This window comes from Pseudomonas sp. CFBP2511, assembly GCF_030209255.1.
Taxonomy (GTDB): Bacteria; Pseudomonadota; Gammaproteobacteria; order Pseudomonadales; family Pseudomonadaceae; genus Aquipseudomonas; species Aquipseudomonas avellanae.
This window is the reverse complement of record NZ_JARVSI010000010.1, coordinates 384,464-402,169: the sequence shown is the minus strand read 5'-3', so window position 1 is coordinate 402,169 and position 17,706 is coordinate 384,464. Positions and strand designations below refer to the sequence as shown.

Below are 17,706 nucleotides of genomic sequence, written 5' to 3'. Positions count from 1 at the left end.
AAGGCATTCCACTGGAGCTTGAGGAACGATAATCCCAACTATCGTGCGACGCTCTGCGTCCGGTCTTGAGTATCGCGATGCGGCGCAGATCTGTGACGCGGAGCGTCACGCAGGGCACTCCTACGCTGGAGCGTGAGGAACGATAATCCTGACGACAACTATCGTGCGACGCTCCGCGTCGGCATGCCGTTCTGGACGCTCTGCGTCCTGTCTTGAGAGGTGCGCCAAGCGCAAAGCACGGTAAGTATCAGGGAAGGGTGTATAGGAGGGTTGCAAGGCGGGAGGTGTTCATATCAAGGCAGTGTTCATGAACCCGTCTTGCCTGGGCTCATGAACACGCTCGGCTTACGCGGTCAGTGCATTTCCTCGCTCAAATGGTCCAGCCCTGCCAGCATCAATTCATGCCGGCGGATGTCGTCCAGGCTGGCGTAGGAACCCGGTTTTTCGTTGACCGCGTGCCACACCACAAAGTCGCGTCGTACGTCCAGAAACAGGAAGTAGTGATTGAAACGCTCTGACTCCATAAAACGTCGTTGCAGTGCATCACGCAGTTGATCGGGACGCAACGCGCGGCCTTCTATGTGCAAGGCGATCCCCCAATCATGGTGTTCGCGCCGACTGACAAACGCGACGCCATTGGCCACTGGCCATACTGCTGGGCTCTGGGCGGCAACCTGAGCGTAAAATGCCGACTTTTCCGTTACCTCAATCATTTCTAATCCTTTAACTGCACGACAGTGTAATCCCGCTCATGGTCCCGGTCGTCCAGACCTTCGCGCATGTCGGGCGGCCACCAAATGACCAGCTCGCGGTTGTTGGAGTCCGGGCGTTTGCAAGCGTTCCCCGCACAGCCGTGGGTGGCACACCCTGTCAGCGTAGCAAACAGCAAGAGCAAGAGCGTTAGGCTACGAATCATCATGGTTTCGCTCCCCGGAGCAGTGACGGCCTGCTTTCTTTGGCCATTTTAGATATCTGCGGCTGGCGCACAGCGATGTACACCTCACTTTCTTCACCCGGCTGCAGCCATGCATGAGGCCAGGCCGCAACGCCGATTACCCAGCGACCGCCGCATCGGCTTTCGTCGATACGTACCGGCTTGTCCGTGTTGTTACGCGCAACCACCACAGCAACACCCCAGTCTTTTTTGACGAACCACTGCGAGCGCTGCCCATCAAGCGTCAGACCTTCGCCCGGATCACACAGACTATCGGTTTCAAAGGGCAGGGTCTGGCCAGCGCGCAGGCCTTCCGGGGCGGCGCCGTCGATCATTTGGGTAAAGACTTTCTGGATGTCGCCCCGCGTTGGCAGCTCGCCTCCGTCACGTCGCTCCTTGATCTTCTTCATCTGGTCATCGACGTCATGAGGGTTGCCGTTCTGCACATAGCGTGCTGGATTGACCTGATCGCCGATCAGTCGAGGGGTCAGAATGAACAGCCGCTCGCGCTGACTCAGTTCGCGACTGCGGGACTGGAACAGCAGCTTGCCGATATAGGGAATGTCGCCCAACAGCGGGATCTTGTGAATCCTGTCATTGGCTTCCAGACCGTGGAAGCCGCCGATGACCAGCGAGCCGTGCTCGGCAATCACCGCCTGGGTGCTGACATTGCCGCGGCGCACACTGGGCTGGGTGTCATTGATCGTCGACACATCGATCTGGCCATCCTCGATGTCCACGATCATTTGCACCTGAGGCTTGCCATCGTTGTCCAGCGAACGCGGAATCACTTGAAGGCTGGTGCCCGCCGTGATGGGCAGAATGTCAGCGGCCCGCTCGGAAGTGGCCGTCAGGTATTCGGTGCGACTGAGGTCGATCACTGCAGGCTGATTCTCCAGGGTCAGGATCGACGGGTTGCCGATGACTGACGCAGAACCATTGCCTTCAAGCGCATGCAATTCGGCAGAAAACTTGCTGGCGTTCTGCAAGAACAACGTTGAACTGGTGCCTGCATCAAACAGGTTGGCACCACCTCCGACGCTGCCGGCATTGAAATTCCAGCGACTGGACAGTTCAGCCAGTTCATTGCGGTCGATGTCGAGAATGACCGCATCGATTTCGATCAGGTTGCGCGGAACGTCCAGCTCCTTGACCAGTTTCTGGTACATGGCCTTGCGCTCTGGCAGGTCGTAAATCAATACGGAGTTGTTACGCACATCAGCGCTTACGCGGATATTTGCCTTGCCTGAGGCATGACCCTTGGCAGTTTTTTTGCTGTTGAAGTTCAATACGCGGTCAATGCCCTGTTGCAGTGCTCCCGTATCGATACCATTGGAGCCCAGGTTGTAAGGCAGGCCGGCGGCCGCGACACCTGTGCTGTTGGCAACACTGCTGCCCTGCCCCGGCAACAGGTTCACGCTGTCAATGCTTTCGCCACGCGAACGGCTTTCCAGCAGCTCTTGAAGAATACTGGCGACACCGGCCACCACTAACTGCTGGTCACGGTAGCGAATAGTCCGATCAGCCGCGTTGGCGTATTTGAGTGGCAGCACGACAACATCTTGCTTGTCGGCCTTCTCGTCGGGCTTTTCGACTTTCTTGCTGTAGTCGCGCACAAACTCCACGTATTTGGCCGGACCACGAACCAGAACCACGCCTTCGTCAGGCAGCGAGCCCCAGCCAAAACGCTTGTCCAGCAGACCGACATCGGTCAGCGCCGTTTGCAGGTCGTCCACCGCATCCGGCGAGACTTCGATGCGCGCCGAGGTGTGCTCGCTGGAAGGGCTGACATACAGCGTGTCGTTATAGACGAACCACTGGAAGTGGTATTCCTGACTCAGCCGCTCAAGAAACTCTTCAGGGTTCTGAGCACGAATACGGCCGTCGAGCTTGCCCTGGACAGGCGACATGTCGAGCGACATGCCGAACTCCCTGGCAAAGTCAGCCAGGGCAGTAGACAACTCGGTCTGCCGGGCATCATAGGCGTAGGCGGTGTGTTTCCAGGCTTCTGGGGTGACCGCCCACGTGGCAGGGATCACCCCGATCAACAATAAAGGCAACCAAATTAAGGCCTTGCGCATTTCACACTCCCGGTTGCCGGTGATTGAGGATCGAACGCCCGGACAAAGTGGGCGTCGTGTTACGAATAGTGGTTTGCATCAGGCTGAGCATGGCCGCGCGCTGATTGGCCAGGCTTTCCAGGCGATCGAGCAGGTCACCGAGGCTGCAGGGGTTTGCCATCCAGCTGACCAGCACTACGCAGCGGGTCTGCGGATCGATGGCCAGCGCGCCGTCGCAGGCACACGCCAGGCTTGCGCCGCCCTCGCCAAGCAAGGCTTCGAGCCGTTGCGGGTCACCGGCGTCGTACGGGTCGAGCAGTTCGATACTGCAACGCACCCCGTCGCCGACGACCGCCAGCCGAGCATTGGCGTCATCGATCCAGCAGTCCAGCGGCATCGCTGGACGCTGGGTAGACCACTGGCCAACGATCTCGGTGAATTCACTGAATTCCATCGATGACTGCTTTATTGATACCGTGCTTGGCACGCAGGCATTCATTGACGGCAATACCGGCGACATCGACCTGCTGCTGGGCATCGTTGAATGCCTGCAGGTCTTCGACGGTGCCACTCTCGGAGGCTTCCATCGCTGCCTGGTCCATGTTGGTGTGAGCACGGCTCACCGAGTTGTCGAGATGGCGTTGCAAGCTGTTGAAACTGATCATGTCCTGGTGCTCCAGCAGAAGGGTTCAAACCTTGAGTGGAGCAAACCCGCCGAGCGGTTCCATCATGCGATCAAGTGAGTGCAGAGAGTGTGTATCAGGCAGCAGGCTCGACACCCAGCAGCCCCTTGCGCAGGTCTGCCCAAGCGATATCGAACGCGCCATTGGCATCGCTCAGACGCAAGCTGTCCGAGGCGATCGTTGCATCGCGCTTGAGTTGCCAGTGCTCGGAAAAACGGCTGTCTGCCAGCCACTCAGCCACGGCGTCGGCTATTTGGGGGTGAACACTGAGCGTCGCGACCGCTTCATTGAGCTGGCTGGCGGCCAGGTTTCTGGCCAGCGCCCGCGCACGTTCGGCCAGCGTGGTGTCGTCTAACAAGTGCCGCAGGGATTCACTCAACAGTTCTTCTACGGCGGTCATTGCCTGCTCCTGCAACGCCTCGCGCTGCACCTGAAGCTCGCCGAGAAACGCGTTGGCGTTTTCCCAGAACTGCGCCAGCGCCTGCTGCTGAAGGTGCTCGGCTTTCTCTTGCTCAAGGGCCAGTATCTGCGTGGCCTGCTGCCGCGCGTCTGCCAGGATGTCGCGCGCCAGCAGGCTGTCGGCGATGTCTTCGCGGCGCAAGATCGGTTCGCGCAGCAGCGTAGCGGCCGTCAGAGCAATACTGCGTTTGGCGAGCATGGGCGTATTCCTGATGCAGAGAAGCTGGTTCGGATTCAGGCAGCCGTGACGCGCCACATGATGGCCTGCCATAACGCCTGAAGTTTGTTTTCGGGTGCCTTGCCGGGGGTGTCGGGCACTTCATTGGGCGGCCACTCCAGACGCAGTCGCGACCAGTATTGCGGCCCAAGCCAGGCGCCCAGCAGAAGACGCGCGTCCTCATGTTCAAACTCCAGCCAGACACCGGGGCGCAGCGCTTTGGTCAACCCCCAGCACCATTGACCGTCAGGGCCGTCGCTTTCGTTACGGGAGAAGCAGATGCACTGCGCCAGGCTTAGCGCCTGCTCACGCTGCGAGGGCGTCAGCGCCAACCAGCGCAGCACCGGTTCCGCGGGCGCTGGCGGCTGAGCCGGGTCAATGCCCAGACTCTGCAGAAACACGCCATGACGGCTGGCCATGAGCGCATCGCAGTCACTGACCGATAACCCACGAGCGTTGGCGAATCGGTCATGCCACTGCGAATGAGCCCACTGCCAGGGGTTGCACCACCAGTGAATCCAGTGATCCTCGGCAGAAAGGCTCATCATGCACGTGCCGGCAGCGTTGAACGACCGCGACTGCCAAACCCGATCCGTCGCAACAGACTGGCGCGCCAGTCACTGCGCACCAGCAGTGCACCGATCAGCAACACCAACGCAAGACCGACAGGTGCCACCCAGAGCATCAGGTTCCAGAACGGCAGGTTCGTGCTGTCCAGCTTGAAGGGCCCGAAGCTCACCCATTGTGTGGTCTCTTGAAACTCTGCAGCAGGCACAAACACGATGGAAAACTTTTTCGAATCGACAGATTGCGTGGACATGCCGGGAATACTGCTGGCGACCATCTGTTGAATACGTCCGCGCACACTGTCGGGATCAAGCGCAGCAGAGTGCTTGATGAACACCGCAGCAGAAGCCGGTTGAACAGGTTCGCCCGGCGCGATGCGCTCGGGCAGCACCACATGCACTCTGGCCACAATGACTCCGTCGATCTGCGACAGCGTGGCTTCAAGTTCCTGGGACAAGGCGTAGATGTAACGGGCACGCTCTTCAAGCGGCGTCGAAATCACCCCTTCCTTCTTGAAAATCTCCCCCAGCGTGGTGCGCGAGCGCCGAGGCAGACCCGCAGCGTCGAGCACGCGCACGGCGCGGTTCATTTCGCTGGTGGCGACAGTCACGACAACGCCGGTTTTCTCCAGACGTTTACGCGCATCGATATGCTGATCGGCGAGGCGCGCTACGACCTCATTGGAATCCTGCTCGGACAAGCCAGTGAACAAATCAGTCTCATCACTGCAGCCGCCGAGCAGCAGCATGCACAACAGCAGCAGCCCTGCGCTCAGAAAATTCACGGAAACCTCTACTGCAGGTTGGTCAACTTGTCGAGCGCCTGAGCGCTCTTGCTCACGACCTTGGTCGTCAACGCCATTTGCAACGAGCACTGCGACAACGCCCGACTCATCTGCACGATGTCTCCAGGATCTTCGGTGTTCGACACTTTCTTCATCTGGCGTAATGCTTGCTGTGAAAGCTTCTCGGTACTGCCCAGCCGCTCGGACAGCGCACTGGCTATCCGGTCGGACAGGTGCGACGCTGCGGGCCCGCTGTCAGGGCGCATCGCCGCATTGAATAGGTCGACATCCGCCTGAACGGGTTCGGAGCCGAGCCCCTGATGAGCATTCTGCCCAAGCTCCGGCGATACACTTTTCAAATTGCTGAGTTGGGAAATGGTCACACTGGTTCTCCGTCAGGCGGCTGTCAGTCAGGCCACAGCCTGGTTAGTCTGGTTATTGGTGCCTTGCAACAGCGCATTGATCAGCTGAGCTGCCACTTGCGCAGCGCTGGATTGCAGGTCGGCGCCGGTGTTGCCAGCATCCTGAAGCGTCGCTTCCAGCCCGCGTTGCAGCAAGCCGCTCAGCAGTTGACCCAGGTCCTGATTGGACACGTTGCCCGTCGGGTTAGCCGCTGGCGTGCCACCTGCCGGCTGCGTGGAATTGTCGACCGGTGTACCCAGACCGCCACCCGACGAAACCGACTGCAAACCACGGTCGATGAGTTGACCGATCAGTTGACCTACGTCGACGCTGGCATTGCCATTGGCCGCGGGACCTGTGTTGGCATCGATTGCAGGATTACCCAGGGAGGTGTCACTCACGGGCGAACCCAGACCGCCGCCACTGGTAACGCCACTGGCATCACCTTGTTGCTGGCCGAGCTGTTGACCAATGACGTCGAGAGCCGAACGAAACTGAGCGGTTTCCTGTGCATCCAGGCCGTTGTCTTCCTTCAGCTCGTTCATCCACGAGCCGCCGTCCCGAGTAGGGAACTGGGCCTTGTTGTCGTCCATGAACTGGGCGACTTTTTCCAGGGTCGGCATGTCATCACTGGAAAAGGTTGTTCCGCCTTCACCACTCGGTGTCAGCAGATCGTCCAGCACGGCTTTGCCGAGGCCGTTCAGGACCTGGCTCATCAGATCGGATTGCCCGGCACCCGCGTCGCTGCTCAGACCGCCACCGACACCCGAACCAGAACCCGCCCCGCCAATGCCACCGCCACCGCCACCCGCGCCGATGCCGGCAGAGGCACCGAAATTGTCGCCGAGCTTTTCGTGGATCAGCTTGTCGAGCGATGCAGTGATGTCATCGATGCTGTTAGCCGACTTGCCATCCGCAGCCATGGCCTTGGCGAGCATTTTGCCGAGCGGTGAGGTTTCATCGAGCTGCCCACTTTGGGTCAGCGCCTGAACCAGCTGATCGATCACAGCCTTGAGCTCTTTGCTGGAAGTGCTGGTGTTGGCGCTCACATCGCTGTTGAGCGACACGGGGAACAATGATGCAGAGGTTTGCAACGAACTGATGCTGTTAAGTGCTTGCATAAAACGCCCATCCCAAGGTAGCGGCCCCCTCTGATGAGGGGGCAATCAGAAATAATTAGTAACTGATACCTTTAGCGTTCGTCGCTGTGGCACTGATCTTCTTGTTGGTAGAGTCTTCTTTGCCGGCCTGGATGGCGTTGAGCACGTCCATGGTCTGCTTCTTCATGGTTTCCTGGGCCTGCATCGCGATCAGCTTCGCGCCGTTGGCGTCGGACTCTTTACTGGCCTTGGCTTGTGCATCAACCGACAGGCTGTCGCCGGTGCCCGAAAGAATGTTTTTCTGAAGAGTGGCGTTGGAAGCAACCGTGTTGACACCCTGCAATGCGCCGCCGACACCGCCAACGGCGCTGTTACCAAGGTTGGTGAGTTTGGAGGTTAATCCTGCAAATGCGACCATGATTTGATGCCCCTTAAGATTTACCAGCGTGATTGCTTGGTACTCACTAGGTGGCAGCAGCCTGCGAATCGGTTCCAGCGTCTTTGCAAAAAATCAGATCTGCAATTCTTTGATGCGTCGATAGAGCGTACGGCGTGGCACGTCCAGTTCCAGGCTTACCGAATCCACACAATTGTCGTGGCGCTTGAGCGACTCCTGAATCAGGGCTTTTTCGATCACTCGCAATTGCGATTTGAGCCCACAGGCCAAGTGCTCTTCGCCCTGCGGCTCGGCGCCCAGCAAGGGGAAACCCAGCACATGGCGTTTGGCTGCAGCCTTGAGCTCACGGATATTGCCGGGCCAGTCGTGGCCCAGCAGCACTTTGTGCAGCAGTGGGCAAACATCGGGAACGGGAACACCGAGCTCCCTCGCGGCGGCGGCCGTAAAACGTGTGAACAGGGGAACGATGCGATCGGACTGGGTACGTAGCGGAGGAAGCTTGAGTGTCAGGACGTTCAGGCGAAAATACAGATCGCGACGAAACTGCCCCCGCTCGACGGCGTCGTCCAGCGAGCATTGGGCGGAGGCGATCACGCAGATATCCAGCTTGATCGTCGACGTCGAACCCAGCCGTTCAAGCGCTCGGGTTTCCAGCACCCTCAGCAGTTTGGCTTGCAGGCTCAGCGGCATGCTATCGATCTCATCCAGGTACAGCGTGCCGCCCTGCGCCGCTTCGACATAACCGACTCTGGAGCGATCAGCGCCGGTGTAGGCACCGCTGACCACGCCGAATAACTCGCTCTCAGCGAGGGACTCCGGAATGGCCGCGCAATTCATCGCCACCAGGCGCCCTTTGCGGCCTGACATCTCATGAATCCGTCGGGCAATCGTGTCTTTGCCCGTGCCGGTCTCACCCGATAGCAGCACGTCGATACCCAGTTGCGAAATACTTTCGGCAACTATCCCCAGATTCGGAACCCGCTCCTCGTCCAGATCATCCTCAAACCTTTCATCAAGACTCATCCCATGACCCCCAGGACATCAACGTTGCATAACCACACCTGCGTTTCAGACCCCGGCCGTCGCAGCGATCGGCGCTGCAACTCCCAGTTCCTTCATGCGGTGATACAGGGTGCGTCTTGGCAACTCCAACTCCTGAAGCACCGCGTCGAAATTGTGCCTGTGCCGCTTCAAGGCATCCTGGATGAGCATTTTCTCGATGATGCGCATTTGCGTGCGCAGCCCCGTGGCAGGGTCAAGCGCTTCCACAGGGTCGGCGCCCAGCAAGGGGAAGCCGAGTACGAAGCGCTTGGCTGCAGACTTCAATTCGCGGATGTTGCCCGGCCAGTCGTGGCTGAGCAGCAGCTGCACACGCCCGCTGTCCAGCGCAGGAGCGGGACGTCCGAACTCGGCAGCGATACCCTGGGTGAACTGGTCGAACAATGGCAGGATCTGTTCACGACGTTTGCGCAAGGCTGGCAAGTGAAGCGTCAGCACGTTGAGCCGAAAAAACAGGTCGCGACGGAAAAGTCCTTGTTCCACCAGTTCATCCAGTGGCCGCTGGGCCGAGGCAATGATCCGCAGATCCACCGGGATGAATTCGGTCGAGCCCAGACGCTCGATACCTCGACTCTCCAACACACGCAGCAGTTTGGCCTGCAGGCTCAACGGCATGCTGTCGATTTCATCCAGGTACAAGGTGCCACCACTGGAGGCCTCTATGTAGCCCTCGCGAGCCCGGCATACGCCGGTGAATGCACCGTTGACCACACCGAATAACTGGCTCTCTGCCAGCGACTCGGGAATGGCGGCGCAGTTCATGCCCACAAAGGGTCCCGACCTGCTGGACAACTCGTGAATGCGGTTGGCCAGTGTGTCCTTGCCGGTGCCGGTTTCCCCGCACAACAGCAAGTCCATATCCAGAAACGCGCTATTCATTACAATTTGATGACCCGCTGATAATGCAGTTACGCCCCAACACTCTCGGACGTCCTTATCGATGCCTGTACTCATCGTTCACTCTCATGGTGGGTGGCAAGCGGAGTATTAATACCACGTCTTACAAGGCAGAAATATATTAATTTAGTTCCCCGGGAAATGAGAAAAAGATCACAAAGTTGAGAATTACTATCATATTAATATCACCATACCAAGACGACCCTACCGATAGACTCAGGCTCTTGAGATGATTGCTTTAATCTATCGTTACTCCAATGCGAACAAGCGCTTACAGCGTCCATGCGCTGGCTCGCCCCGCAGCCATAGGGCCTCTCCACACCTCAAAGCAGCTGTGATCCGGGACAAGAGCAGGCACCTTTGAGCAGCAAGCGCCCCAAAATCGCGCAATGAAACGCAACTAACTTCTCGTCACTACTCGAGAGAAACATATAAGACTTTTCAAAAACAACTAAAGGGATCACAAGTAAGGAAGCAGAAGAAAACCGAACACACAAAACAAGAAAACCAAACGGTTTTTAGCGGCGAGCTTAAAGAAGCGAACAACAATAACACGAGAAACCAAACAACAGCCTGACACTAACTATTTGCACTTTATAACAGTCGATACGACCAGCTTAGTTCCGCCCCACGAGCAGTCGGATTTCCGAACAACACAGAGGCTTGGATACTGGCAAAGCGGTCATAGCCCCGGTTTTTCGGCACCACTAGTACTGGCATTTAGTCATCATCGCATTCGGCAATCCGAACAAAAGCCCACCTGCTTAGACTATTTCCAGGCACAGCCATCTAAGGATTCGCGGAAAGGATTCAGCGTAGCTTAATACCGGAACCGCAGGTTTAGGTTCTGTGAACCAGGCGGTTAATACGATCGATGATCGCGTGCCATCACCTAGAATGTTTCTAAATGTGTGTAATCTTTCACTTACATTCGGCTAAAAAAGTTCATCAAAATAATCATATGTAGCGCTCTACATCATATGGCTAAGCGCCATCTTTAGGATCCAAAAAACGGGTAACGCTCAATAAAAGAAGTTGTATTGAGGCAGATCAATATTGTCCGACAACGAGAAAAAGCACCAAAAAAGTGCGCTTTTCAGGGGTTTTCAATAGAACAATCGAGTAAAACCGGGGTTATTGGCGTGGATCACTGGCAAAAACCACGACGCGCGGCCCCGTAGGCAGCTCGCGCGGACCGCTGCGATACTCGTCGTCATCACGCTTGCGAGGCGACGAACGGTCATCCCTGATGCGGGGCAACTGTATCCGGTTTGTAAGCGGATCAGGTTCCACAACAGGTGCGGATTGGGCGATCTCTACCGCCGGCGCTGATTCAGTTGCAGGAGCTGGCTGTAACGCCTCAGGCGCGGTGGGCTGCTGAGCCACCGGCAACGGCTGAGCTGTTTTGGGCGAAGGCAGGTTTTCGGCTAACTGAGCCGACTGCACGGGCTTGGGCAGCGGCGGACGCTCTGCAACACGCACTGGACGCTCAGCCACAGGCGAGGGCGCGGGCAGACGCTCAGCCGCCCGTTTCACAATGGCTGAAGGGGTGACCAGCGGGATGCTGGCAGTCACCGGGGACTCACCGGTAATGCGCGCGATGCTGGTCGTGAGCACGCGATTCTGGGTTTTAGGTATCAGCAGACGTCCCGGTCCATCGAAGGTCTTTTTGCGCAGGAATGCCGAGTTCAGCCGCAACAACTGGCCCTCATCCACACCCGCCGTGGCCGCGAGCTGGGTCAGGTCTACGGCATGGTTAAGCTCGACTACGTCAAAATACGGCGTGTTGGCGACCGGGGTCAGTTTCACACCGTAGGCATTGGGGTTGCGCACAACCATTGAGAGCGCCAACAGTCTGGGCACGTAATCCTGGGTTTCCTTGGGTAAATTCAGATTCCAGTAGTCCACAGGCAGACCACGCCGTCGGTTGGCCTCGATCGCCCGACCGACGGTGCCCTCCCCCGCGTTATAGGCGGCCAGCGCCAGCAGCCAGTCATTATTGAACTGATCATGCAAGCGGGTCAGGTAATCCATCGCCGCCTTGCTGGAGGCCACCACGTCACGGCGAGCGTCGTAGGTCGCGCTTTGATGCAGATTGAAGCTGCGCCCCGTGGATGGAATGAATTGCCACAAACCTGCCGCAGCGGCCGGAGAGTTGGCCATGGGGTTATAAGAGCTTTCGATCATCGGCAGCAGTGCCAGCTCCAGCGGCATGTTGCGCTCGTCCAGGCGCTCGACAATAAAATGCAGATAAGGGCTGGCCCGGACACTGGCCCCCGTGATAAATCCGCGATTGCTCAGCAACCAGTCGCGCTGGCGAGCGATACGCTCATTCATGCCTTGGCCATCGACCAGCCTGCAGCGCTGGGCAACCCGCTGCCACACGTCCTCGCCGTTATAAACAGGCAGATCGGAGATTTTGTCTGCAGCCCGCGAACCTTCCTTATCATCTCCCCCCCAATAGACCAGCCCCGACACCAGCCGCGGCGGACGGTCCTGACGCGGCGGCGAATAGTCCACAGACTGGCAGCCCACACACAAGGCGCCCATAGCGAGGACTGCGATTTGAACAGCGCGAGCCAGCAAGCGTGGGCTCGATACGGGGAAGGCGACGGCGGGCATGGGCGGGAATGTCCTGAGCGTGTCCACCCTACGTGGCGCGCTCGCCGTTACGGTTCCCTTTTGAAACCGAGATCGCCGCACACAACGCATCGCTGAATCCTTTCAGCCATAAGTTTTTCCGATGGAACCCGCTGGCATTGCATGCCACTCATCCTGTGAAGGAGTTTTCACGTTTCGTATCAGGCGGCTATAAGCGATAACATGGACAGGGAGATTCACCGTGCAGTCACCATCGATCCACCGGAACACCGGAAGCATCATTCAGCCAACCGTCACCCCTGACGCACGTGCTGCAACTGATCTGCAGCAAAGAGCCGAACAACCCAGGCAACGCTCTTCGCACTCGTTGAGCAGTGTCGGCAAGCGGGCGCTGAAAAGCGTCGGTAAATTGTTCCAGAAATCCAAAGCGCCGCAGCAGAAAGCTGCCACGCCGCCCACCGCGAAAAACGTCAAAACCTCCCAGCCCCTTTCAAATACGGATACGGCCAGAAACAAAGCTCGCGAATCCAGTGCTTCCAGCAGCAGCCCGCAGAACGCCAACAGCGTACCCAAGTCGATTCTGCGTACCCGCACGAACCAGGCGAGCAGCTCCGGAGCGCAGACACATGAAATAGAAGAAGTGTCGTCCCATCCAGAGGCAGCCTCCCGTAAAAACCTGCGCGTAAGATTTGATCTGCCGCAAGACCGCCTTGAGCGCAGTGCCTCCTACCTCGATTCAGACTACCCGATGACCGATGAAGAAGCGGTGGCAAATGCCACTCGCCAATCCCGGTTATCTGGCAGTCGCCTGCAAGGCGCTGAGGGGATGACGCGCAGCAACGGAGGCCGTTTCGAGCTGAAAGACGAAAAACTGGTTCGTAACCCGGAGCCGCAAGGCACCATTCAATTGGACGCCAAGGGAAAGCCTGATTTCTCAACGTTCAATACGCCCGGTCTGGCGCCGTTACTGGATTCGATTCTCGCCACCCCCAAGCAAACCTACCTGGCCCACCAAAGCAAAGACGGCGTGCACGGGCACCAGTTGCTACAGGCCAACGGGCACCTTCTGCACCTGGCGCAAGACGACAGCTCGCTGGCCGTGATCCGTAGCAGCAACGAAGCACTCCTTATAGAAGGAAAGAAACCACCGGCCGTGAAAATGGAGCGTGAAGACGGCAACATTCACATCGACACCGCCAGCGGCCGCAAAACCCAGGAGCTCCCAGGCAAGGCACACATCGCTCACATTACCAATGTGCTTCTCAGTCACGACGGCGAGCGTATGCGTGTGCATGAGGACCGGCTCTATCAGTTCGACCCGATAAGCACTCGCTGGAAAATACCGGAAGGCCTGGAGGATACCGCTTTCAACAGCCTGTCCACTGGCGGCAACGGCTCGGTTTATGCAAAAAGTGACGATGCCGTGGTCGACTTGTCGAGCCCGGTCATGCCGCACGTGGAAGTCGAAGACCTGCAGTCATTTTCAGTCGCGCCGGACAACAGAGCAGCGTTGCTCAGCGGCAAAACGACCCAGGCGATACTACTGACTGACATGAGCCCGGTGATTGGCGGGCTGACGCCGAAAAAAACCAAAGGCCTTGAGCTCGACGGCGGCAAGGCGCAGGCGGCGGCGGTCGGTTTGAGTGGCGACAAGCTGTTTATCGCTGACACTCAGGGCAGACTTTACAGTGCGGACCGTAGCGCATTCGAGGGCGATGACCCGAAATTGAAGCTGATGCCCGAGCAGGCAAACTTTCAGCTGGAAGGCGTGCCCCTCGGAGGCCACAACCGCGTCACCGGATTCATCAACGGGGACGACGGCGGTGTTCACGCGCTGATCAAAAACCGTCAGGGCGAGACTCACTCCCACGCTCTAGACGAGCAAAGCTCAAAACTGCAAAGCGGCTGGAACCTGACCAATGCGCTGGTACTGAACAACAATCGCGGCCTGACCATGCCCCCGCCACCCACCGCCGCTGACCGGCTCAACCTCGATCGTGCGGGCCTGGTTGGCCTGAGTGAAGGACGCATTCAGCGCTGGGACGCAACGCCAGAATGCTGGAAAGACGCAGGCATAAAAGATATCGATCGCCTGCAACGCGGCGCCGACAGCAATGCTTATGTACTCAAGGGAGGCAAGCTGCACGCACTCAAGATTGCGGCCGAACACCCCAACATGGCTTTTGACCGCAACACAGCACTGGCGCAGACCGCACGCTCGACAAAAGTCGAAATGGGCAAGGAAATCGAGGGCCTCGATGACCGGGTCATCACCGCCTTCGCAATGGTCAGCAGCAAACGCTTCGTTGCCCTTGATGACAAGAACACGCTGACTGCTCACAGCAAGGACCACAAACCCGTCAAACTCGACATTCCCGGGCTGGAAGGCGATATCAAGAGCCTGTCGCTGGACGAAAAACACAACCTGCACGCCCTCACCAGTACCGGCGGGCTTTACTGCCTGCCCAAGGAAGCCTGGCAATCGACAAAGCTGGGGGACCAGTTGCGAGCCCGCTGGACGCCGGTTGCGCTGCCCGGAGGGCAGCCGGTCAAGGCACTTTTCACCAACGACGACAACGTGCTCAGCGCCCAGATCGAAGACGCCGAGGGCAAGGGTCTTATGCAGCTCAAGGCAGGCCAATGGCAAAGGTTCGAACAGCGCCCGGTAGAAGAAAACGGTTTGAATGATGTGCACTCGCGCATCACAGGTTCAAACAAGACCTGGCGAATTCCAAAAACCGGGCTGACGCTCAGAATGGACGTCAATACATTCGGGCGCAGCGGTGTGGAGAAATCCAAAAAAGCCAGCACCAGCGAGTTCATCCGCGCCAACATCTACAAAAACACCGCAGAAACGCCCCGCTGGATGAAGAACGTAGGTGACCATATTCAGCATCGCTACCAGGGTCGCCTGGGTCTGAAAGAGGTTTATGAAACCGAGTCGATGCTGTTCAAGCAACTGGAGCTGATCCATGAGTCCGGGGGAAGGCCTCCGGCACGGGGTCAAGACCTGAAAGCGCGCATCACCGCACTGGAAGCAAAACTGGGGCCTCAAGGCGCTACGCTGGTCAAGGAACTGGAAACCCTGCGCGACGAGCTGGAAAATCACAGCTACACCGCGCTGATGTCGATCGGTCAGAGCTATGGCAAGGCGAAAAACCTTAAACAGCAGGACGGCATTCTCAACCAGCATGGCGAGCTGGCCAAGCCGTCGGTGCGCATGCAGTTTGGCAAGAAGCTTGCTGATCTGGGCACAAAGCTCAACTTCAAAAGCTCTGGACATGACTTGGTCAAGGAGCTGCAGGATGCCTTGACTCAAGTGGCTCCGTCTGCTGAAAACCCCACCAAAAAGTTGCTCGGCACGCTGAAGCATCAAGGGCTGAAACTCAGCCACCAGAAAGCCGACATACCTTTGGGACAGCGCCGCGATGCCAGCGAGGATCATGGCCTGAGCAAAGCGCGCCTGGCGCTGGATCTGGTCACACTGAAAAGCCTTGGCGCGCTGCTCGACCAGGTCGAACAGCTACCGCCGCAAAGCGACATAGAGCCGTTACAAAAAAAGCTGGCGACGCTGCGTGATGTGACTTACGGCGAAAACCCGGTCAAGGTGGTCACAGACATGGGCTTTACCGATAACAAAGCGCTGGAAAGCGGTTACGAATCGGTCAAGACATTCCTCAAGTCGTTCAAAAAAGCGGACCATGCCGTCAGCGTCAATATGCGCGCAGCCACAGGCAGCAAGGACCAGGCCGAGCTGGCCGGAAAATTCAAAAGCATGCTCAAGCAACTGGAGCATGGCGACGACGAAGTCGGGCTGCAGCGCAGCTACGGAGTGAACCTCACCACCCCGTTCATCATTCTTGCCGACAAGGCTACAGGGCTCTGGCCAACGGCAGGTGCCACCGGTAACCGTAACTACATACTCAATGCCGAGCGTTGCGAGGGCGGCGTTACGCTGTACCTCATTAGCGAAGGTGCGGGAAACGTGAGCGGCGGTTTCGGTGCCGGCAAAGACTACTGGCCGGGCTTTTTTGACGCAAATAATCCTGCACGCAGTGTTGATGTCGGCAACAACCGCACACTGACCCCCAACTTTCGCCTGGGCGTGGACGTGACCGCCACCGTCGCCGCCAGCCAGCGCGCCGGGGTGGTCTTCAATGTTCCGGATGAAGACATCGACGCATTCGTCGACGACCTGTTTGAAGGTCAGTTGAATCCATTGCAGGTGCTGAAAAAAGCAGTGGACCATGAGAGCTACGAGGCTCGGCGATTCAACTTCGACCTCACGGCAGGTGGAACTGCCGATATACGCGCCGGAATAAACCTGACCGAAGACCGAGACCCGAATGCCGACCCCAACAGCGATTCGTTTTCTGCGGTAGTGCGCGGCGGATTCGCTGCGAACATCACCGTTAACCTGATGACCTACACCGATTATTCGTTGACCCAGAAAAACGACAAGACCGAACTGAAGGAAGGCGGTAAAAACCGCCCGCGCTTTTTGAATAACGTGACGGCCGGCGGGCAGCTTCGCGCTCAGATCGGCGGCAGCCACACGGCCCCCACGGGCACACCCGCCTCCGCCCCAGGCCCTACCCCCGCATCACAAACAGCCGCCAACAACCTGGGCGGAGCGCTCAATTTCAGCGTGGAGAACAGGACGGTCAAACGGATCAAGTTTCGTTACAACGTCGCCAAGCCGATAACGACTGAAGGTCTGAGCAAATTGTCGAAGGGCCTTGGGGAAGCGTTCCTGGACAACACGACCAAAGCAAAACTGGCGGAGCTGGCCGACCCTCTGAATGCACGCTACACAGGCAAGAAACCGGATGAGGTTATTCAGGCGCAACTCGACGGGCTTGAAGAACTGTTTGCCGACATACCACCGCCCAAAGACAACGACAAGCAGTACAAGGCATTGCGCGACTTGAAACGCGCGGCGGTCGAGCATCGGGCATCAGCCAACAAGCACAGCGTGATGGACAACGCACGCTTTGAAACCAGCAAAACCAACCTCTCCGGCCTGTCCAGTGAAAGCATACTTACCAAAATAATGAGTTCCGTGCGCGACGCGAGCGCCCCGGGCAATGCGACAAGAGTTGCCGAATTCATGCGCCAGGACCCGAAACTTCGCGCCATGCTCAAGGAGATGGAGGGCAGTATCGGGACGCTGGCACGCGTACGGCTGGAACCGAAGGACTCACTGGTCGACAAGATCGATGAAGGCAGCCTCAACGGCACCATGACTCAAAGCGACCTCTCCAGCCTGCTGGAGGATCGCAACGAGATGCGCATCAAGCGTCTGGTGGTATTCCACACCGCGACCCAGGCTGAAAACTTCACCTCACCAACACCGTTGGTCAGCTATAACAGTGGAGCGAATGTGAGCGTCACTAAAACACTGGGGCGCATCAACTTCGTTTATGGCGCAGACCAGGACAAGCCGATTGGTTACACTTTCGACGGCGAATTGTCACGACCATCGGCATCGCTCAAGGAAGCGGCTCGCGACTTGAAGAAAGAGGGGTTTGAACTGAAGAGCTGAT

The 17,706-nt window shown here is 58.0% G+C and carries 15 protein-coding genes; 1 reads left to right on the top strand and 14 read right to left on the bottom strand.

Translation table 11 applies throughout. From position 1 onward, the window contains the following. Nucleotides 1-353 precede the first annotated feature (353 nt). From hrpV to QRN38_RS10295, 14 genes are all read right to left on the bottom strand, one after another. On the bottom strand, nt 354-713 hold the full coding sequence (gene hrpV / locus QRN38_RS10360) for an HrpRS complex negative regulator HrpV (protein ID WP_007244826.1): 360 nt from the start codon (nt 711-713) through the stop codon (nt 354-356). A gap of 2 nt (nt 714-715) precedes the next feature. Continuing rightward, a complete protein-coding gene (gene hrpT, locus QRN38_RS10355; protein WP_005763882.1) occupies nt 716-919 on the bottom strand; it encodes an HrpT family type III secretion system protein in 204 nt (67 codons plus the stop codon). After that, a complete protein-coding gene (sctC, locus tag QRN38_RS10350) occupies nt 916-3,015 on the bottom strand; it encodes a type III secretion system outer membrane ring subunit SctC (protein WP_057418545.1) in 2,100 nt (699 codons plus the stop codon). Before sctC ends, hrpT begins: the two co-directional genes overlap by 4 nt. A gap of 1 nt (nt 3,016) precedes the next feature. After that, nucleotides 3,017-3,448, bottom strand: a complete 432-nt coding sequence (locus tag QRN38_RS10345; RefSeq protein ID WP_007244828.1) for a type III secretion protein — start codon at nt 3,446-3,448, stop codon at nt 3,017-3,019. Then, nucleotides 3,435-3,659, bottom strand: coding sequence for a type III secretion protein HrpF (locus QRN38_RS10340; RefSeq protein ID WP_003375722.1), 225 nt, complete (start codon nt 3,657-3,659; stop codon nt 3,435-3,437). Before QRN38_RS10340 ends, QRN38_RS10345 begins: the two co-directional genes overlap by 14 nt. 94 nt (nt 3,660-3,753) lie before the next feature. Further along, entirely contained in the window at nt 3,754-4,335 is a 582-nt protein-coding gene (gene sctL / locus QRN38_RS10335; protein WP_007244829.1) for a type III secretion system stator protein SctL, read from the bottom strand. Between the two features lie 35 nt (nt 4,336-4,370). After that, nucleotides 4,371-4,898, bottom strand: coding sequence for a hypothetical protein (locus tag QRN38_RS10330; protein WP_010206126.1), 528 nt, complete (start codon nt 4,896-4,898; stop codon nt 4,371-4,373). After that, the gene (sctJ, locus tag QRN38_RS10325) at nt 4,898-5,704 is read right to left on the bottom strand and encodes a type III secretion system inner membrane ring lipoprotein SctJ (protein ID WP_005763897.1); all 807 of its coding nucleotides are present in this window, start codon (nt 5,702-5,704) and stop codon (nt 4,898-4,900) included. Before sctJ ends, QRN38_RS10330 begins: the two co-directional genes overlap by 1 nt. A gap of 8 nt (nt 5,705-5,712) precedes the next feature. Beyond that, nucleotides 5,713-6,087 (bottom strand): type III secretion system inner rod subunit SctI, encoded by a 375-nt coding sequence (gene sctI / locus QRN38_RS10320; RefSeq protein WP_005763898.1) that lies wholly within the window; start codon nt 6,085-6,087, stop codon nt 5,713-5,715. Nucleotides 6,088-6,114: 27 nt separating this feature from the next. Continuing rightward, a complete protein-coding gene (gene hrpZ / locus QRN38_RS10315) occupies nt 6,115-7,227 on the bottom strand; it encodes a type III secretion system effector HrpZ (protein ID WP_122223222.1) in 1,113 nt (370 codons plus the stop codon). A 55-nt stretch (nt 7,228-7,282) separates the two neighbouring features. Next, on the bottom strand, nt 7,283-7,624 hold the full coding sequence (gene hrpA / locus QRN38_RS10310) for an Hrp pili protein HrpA (protein WP_007244832.1): 342 nt from the start codon (nt 7,622-7,624) through the stop codon (nt 7,283-7,285). 93 nt (nt 7,625-7,717) lie between these two features. Beyond that, nucleotides 7,718-8,626: a transcriptional regulator HrpS gene (gene hrpS / locus QRN38_RS10305; protein WP_007244833.1), complete on the bottom strand. Its 909-nt coding sequence runs from the start codon at nt 8,624-8,626 to the stop codon at nt 7,718-7,720. A gap of 45 nt (nt 8,627-8,671) precedes the next feature. Next, on the bottom strand, nt 8,672-9,616 hold the full coding sequence (gene hrpR, locus QRN38_RS10300; protein ID WP_007244834.1) for a transcriptional regulator HrpR: 945 nt from the start codon (nt 9,614-9,616) through the stop codon (nt 8,672-8,674). Nucleotides 9,617-10,693: 1,077 nt separating this feature from the next. After that, nucleotides 10,694-12,181: a lytic transglycosylase domain-containing protein gene (locus QRN38_RS10295; RefSeq protein ID WP_057418542.1), complete on the bottom strand. Its 1,488-nt coding sequence runs from the start codon at nt 12,179-12,181 to the stop codon at nt 10,694-10,696. A gap of 220 nt (nt 12,182-12,401) precedes the next feature. Here QRN38_RS10295 and avrE1 point away from each other — a divergent pair, with 220 nt between their 5' ends. Continuing rightward, the gene (gene avrE1, locus QRN38_RS10290) at nt 12,402-17,705 is read left to right on the top strand and encodes a type III secretion system effector AvrE1 (RefSeq protein ID WP_057418541.1); all 5,304 of its coding nucleotides are present in this window, start codon (nt 12,402-12,404) and stop codon (nt 17,703-17,705) included. The last annotated feature ends 1 nt before the right edge of the window (nt 17,706 follow it).

Coding starts and splice junctions, on each gene's coding strand:
- QRN38_RS10295 (WP_057418542.1), bottom strand. CDS start 12,181: ATGCCCGCCGTCGCCTTCCCCGTATCGAGCCCACGCTTGCTGGCTCGC.
- hrpZ (WP_122223222.1), bottom strand. CDS start 7,227: ATGCAAGCACTTAACAGCATCAGTTCGTTGCAAACCTCTGCATCATTG.
- QRN38_RS10345 (WP_007244828.1), bottom strand. CDS start 3,448: ATGGAATTCAGTGAATTCACCGAGATCGTTGGCCAGTGGTCTACCCAG.
- hrpA (WP_007244832.1), bottom strand. CDS start 7,624: ATGGTCGCATTTGCAGGATTAACCTCCAAACTCACCAACCTTGGTAAC.
- hrpS (WP_007244833.1), bottom strand. CDS start 8,626: ATGAGTCTTGATGAAAGGTTTGAGGATGATCTGGACGAGGAGCGGGTT.
- sctL (WP_007244829.1), bottom strand. CDS start 4,335: ATGCTCGCCAAACGCAGTATTGCTCTGACGGCCGCTACGCTGCTGCGC.
- hrpT (WP_005763882.1), bottom strand. CDS start 919: ATGATGATTCGTAGCCTAACGCTCTTGCTCTTGCTGTTTGCTACGCTG.
- hrpR (WP_007244834.1), bottom strand. CDS start 9,616: ATGAGTACAGGCATCGATAAGGACGTCCGAGAGTGTTGGGGCGTAACT.
- hrpV (WP_007244826.1), bottom strand. CDS start 713: ATGATTGAGGTAACGGAAAAGTCGGCATTTTACGCTCAGGTTGCCGCC.
- sctC (WP_057418545.1), bottom strand. CDS start 3,015: ATGCGCAAGGCCTTAATTTGGTTGCCTTTATTGTTGATCGGGGTGATC.
- QRN38_RS10340 (WP_003375722.1), bottom strand. CDS start 3,659: ATGATCAGTTTCAACAGCTTGCAACGCCATCTCGACAACTCGGTGAGC.
- QRN38_RS10330 (WP_010206126.1), bottom strand. CDS start 4,898: ATGAGCCTTTCTGCCGAGGATCACTGGATTCACTGGTGGTGCAACCCC.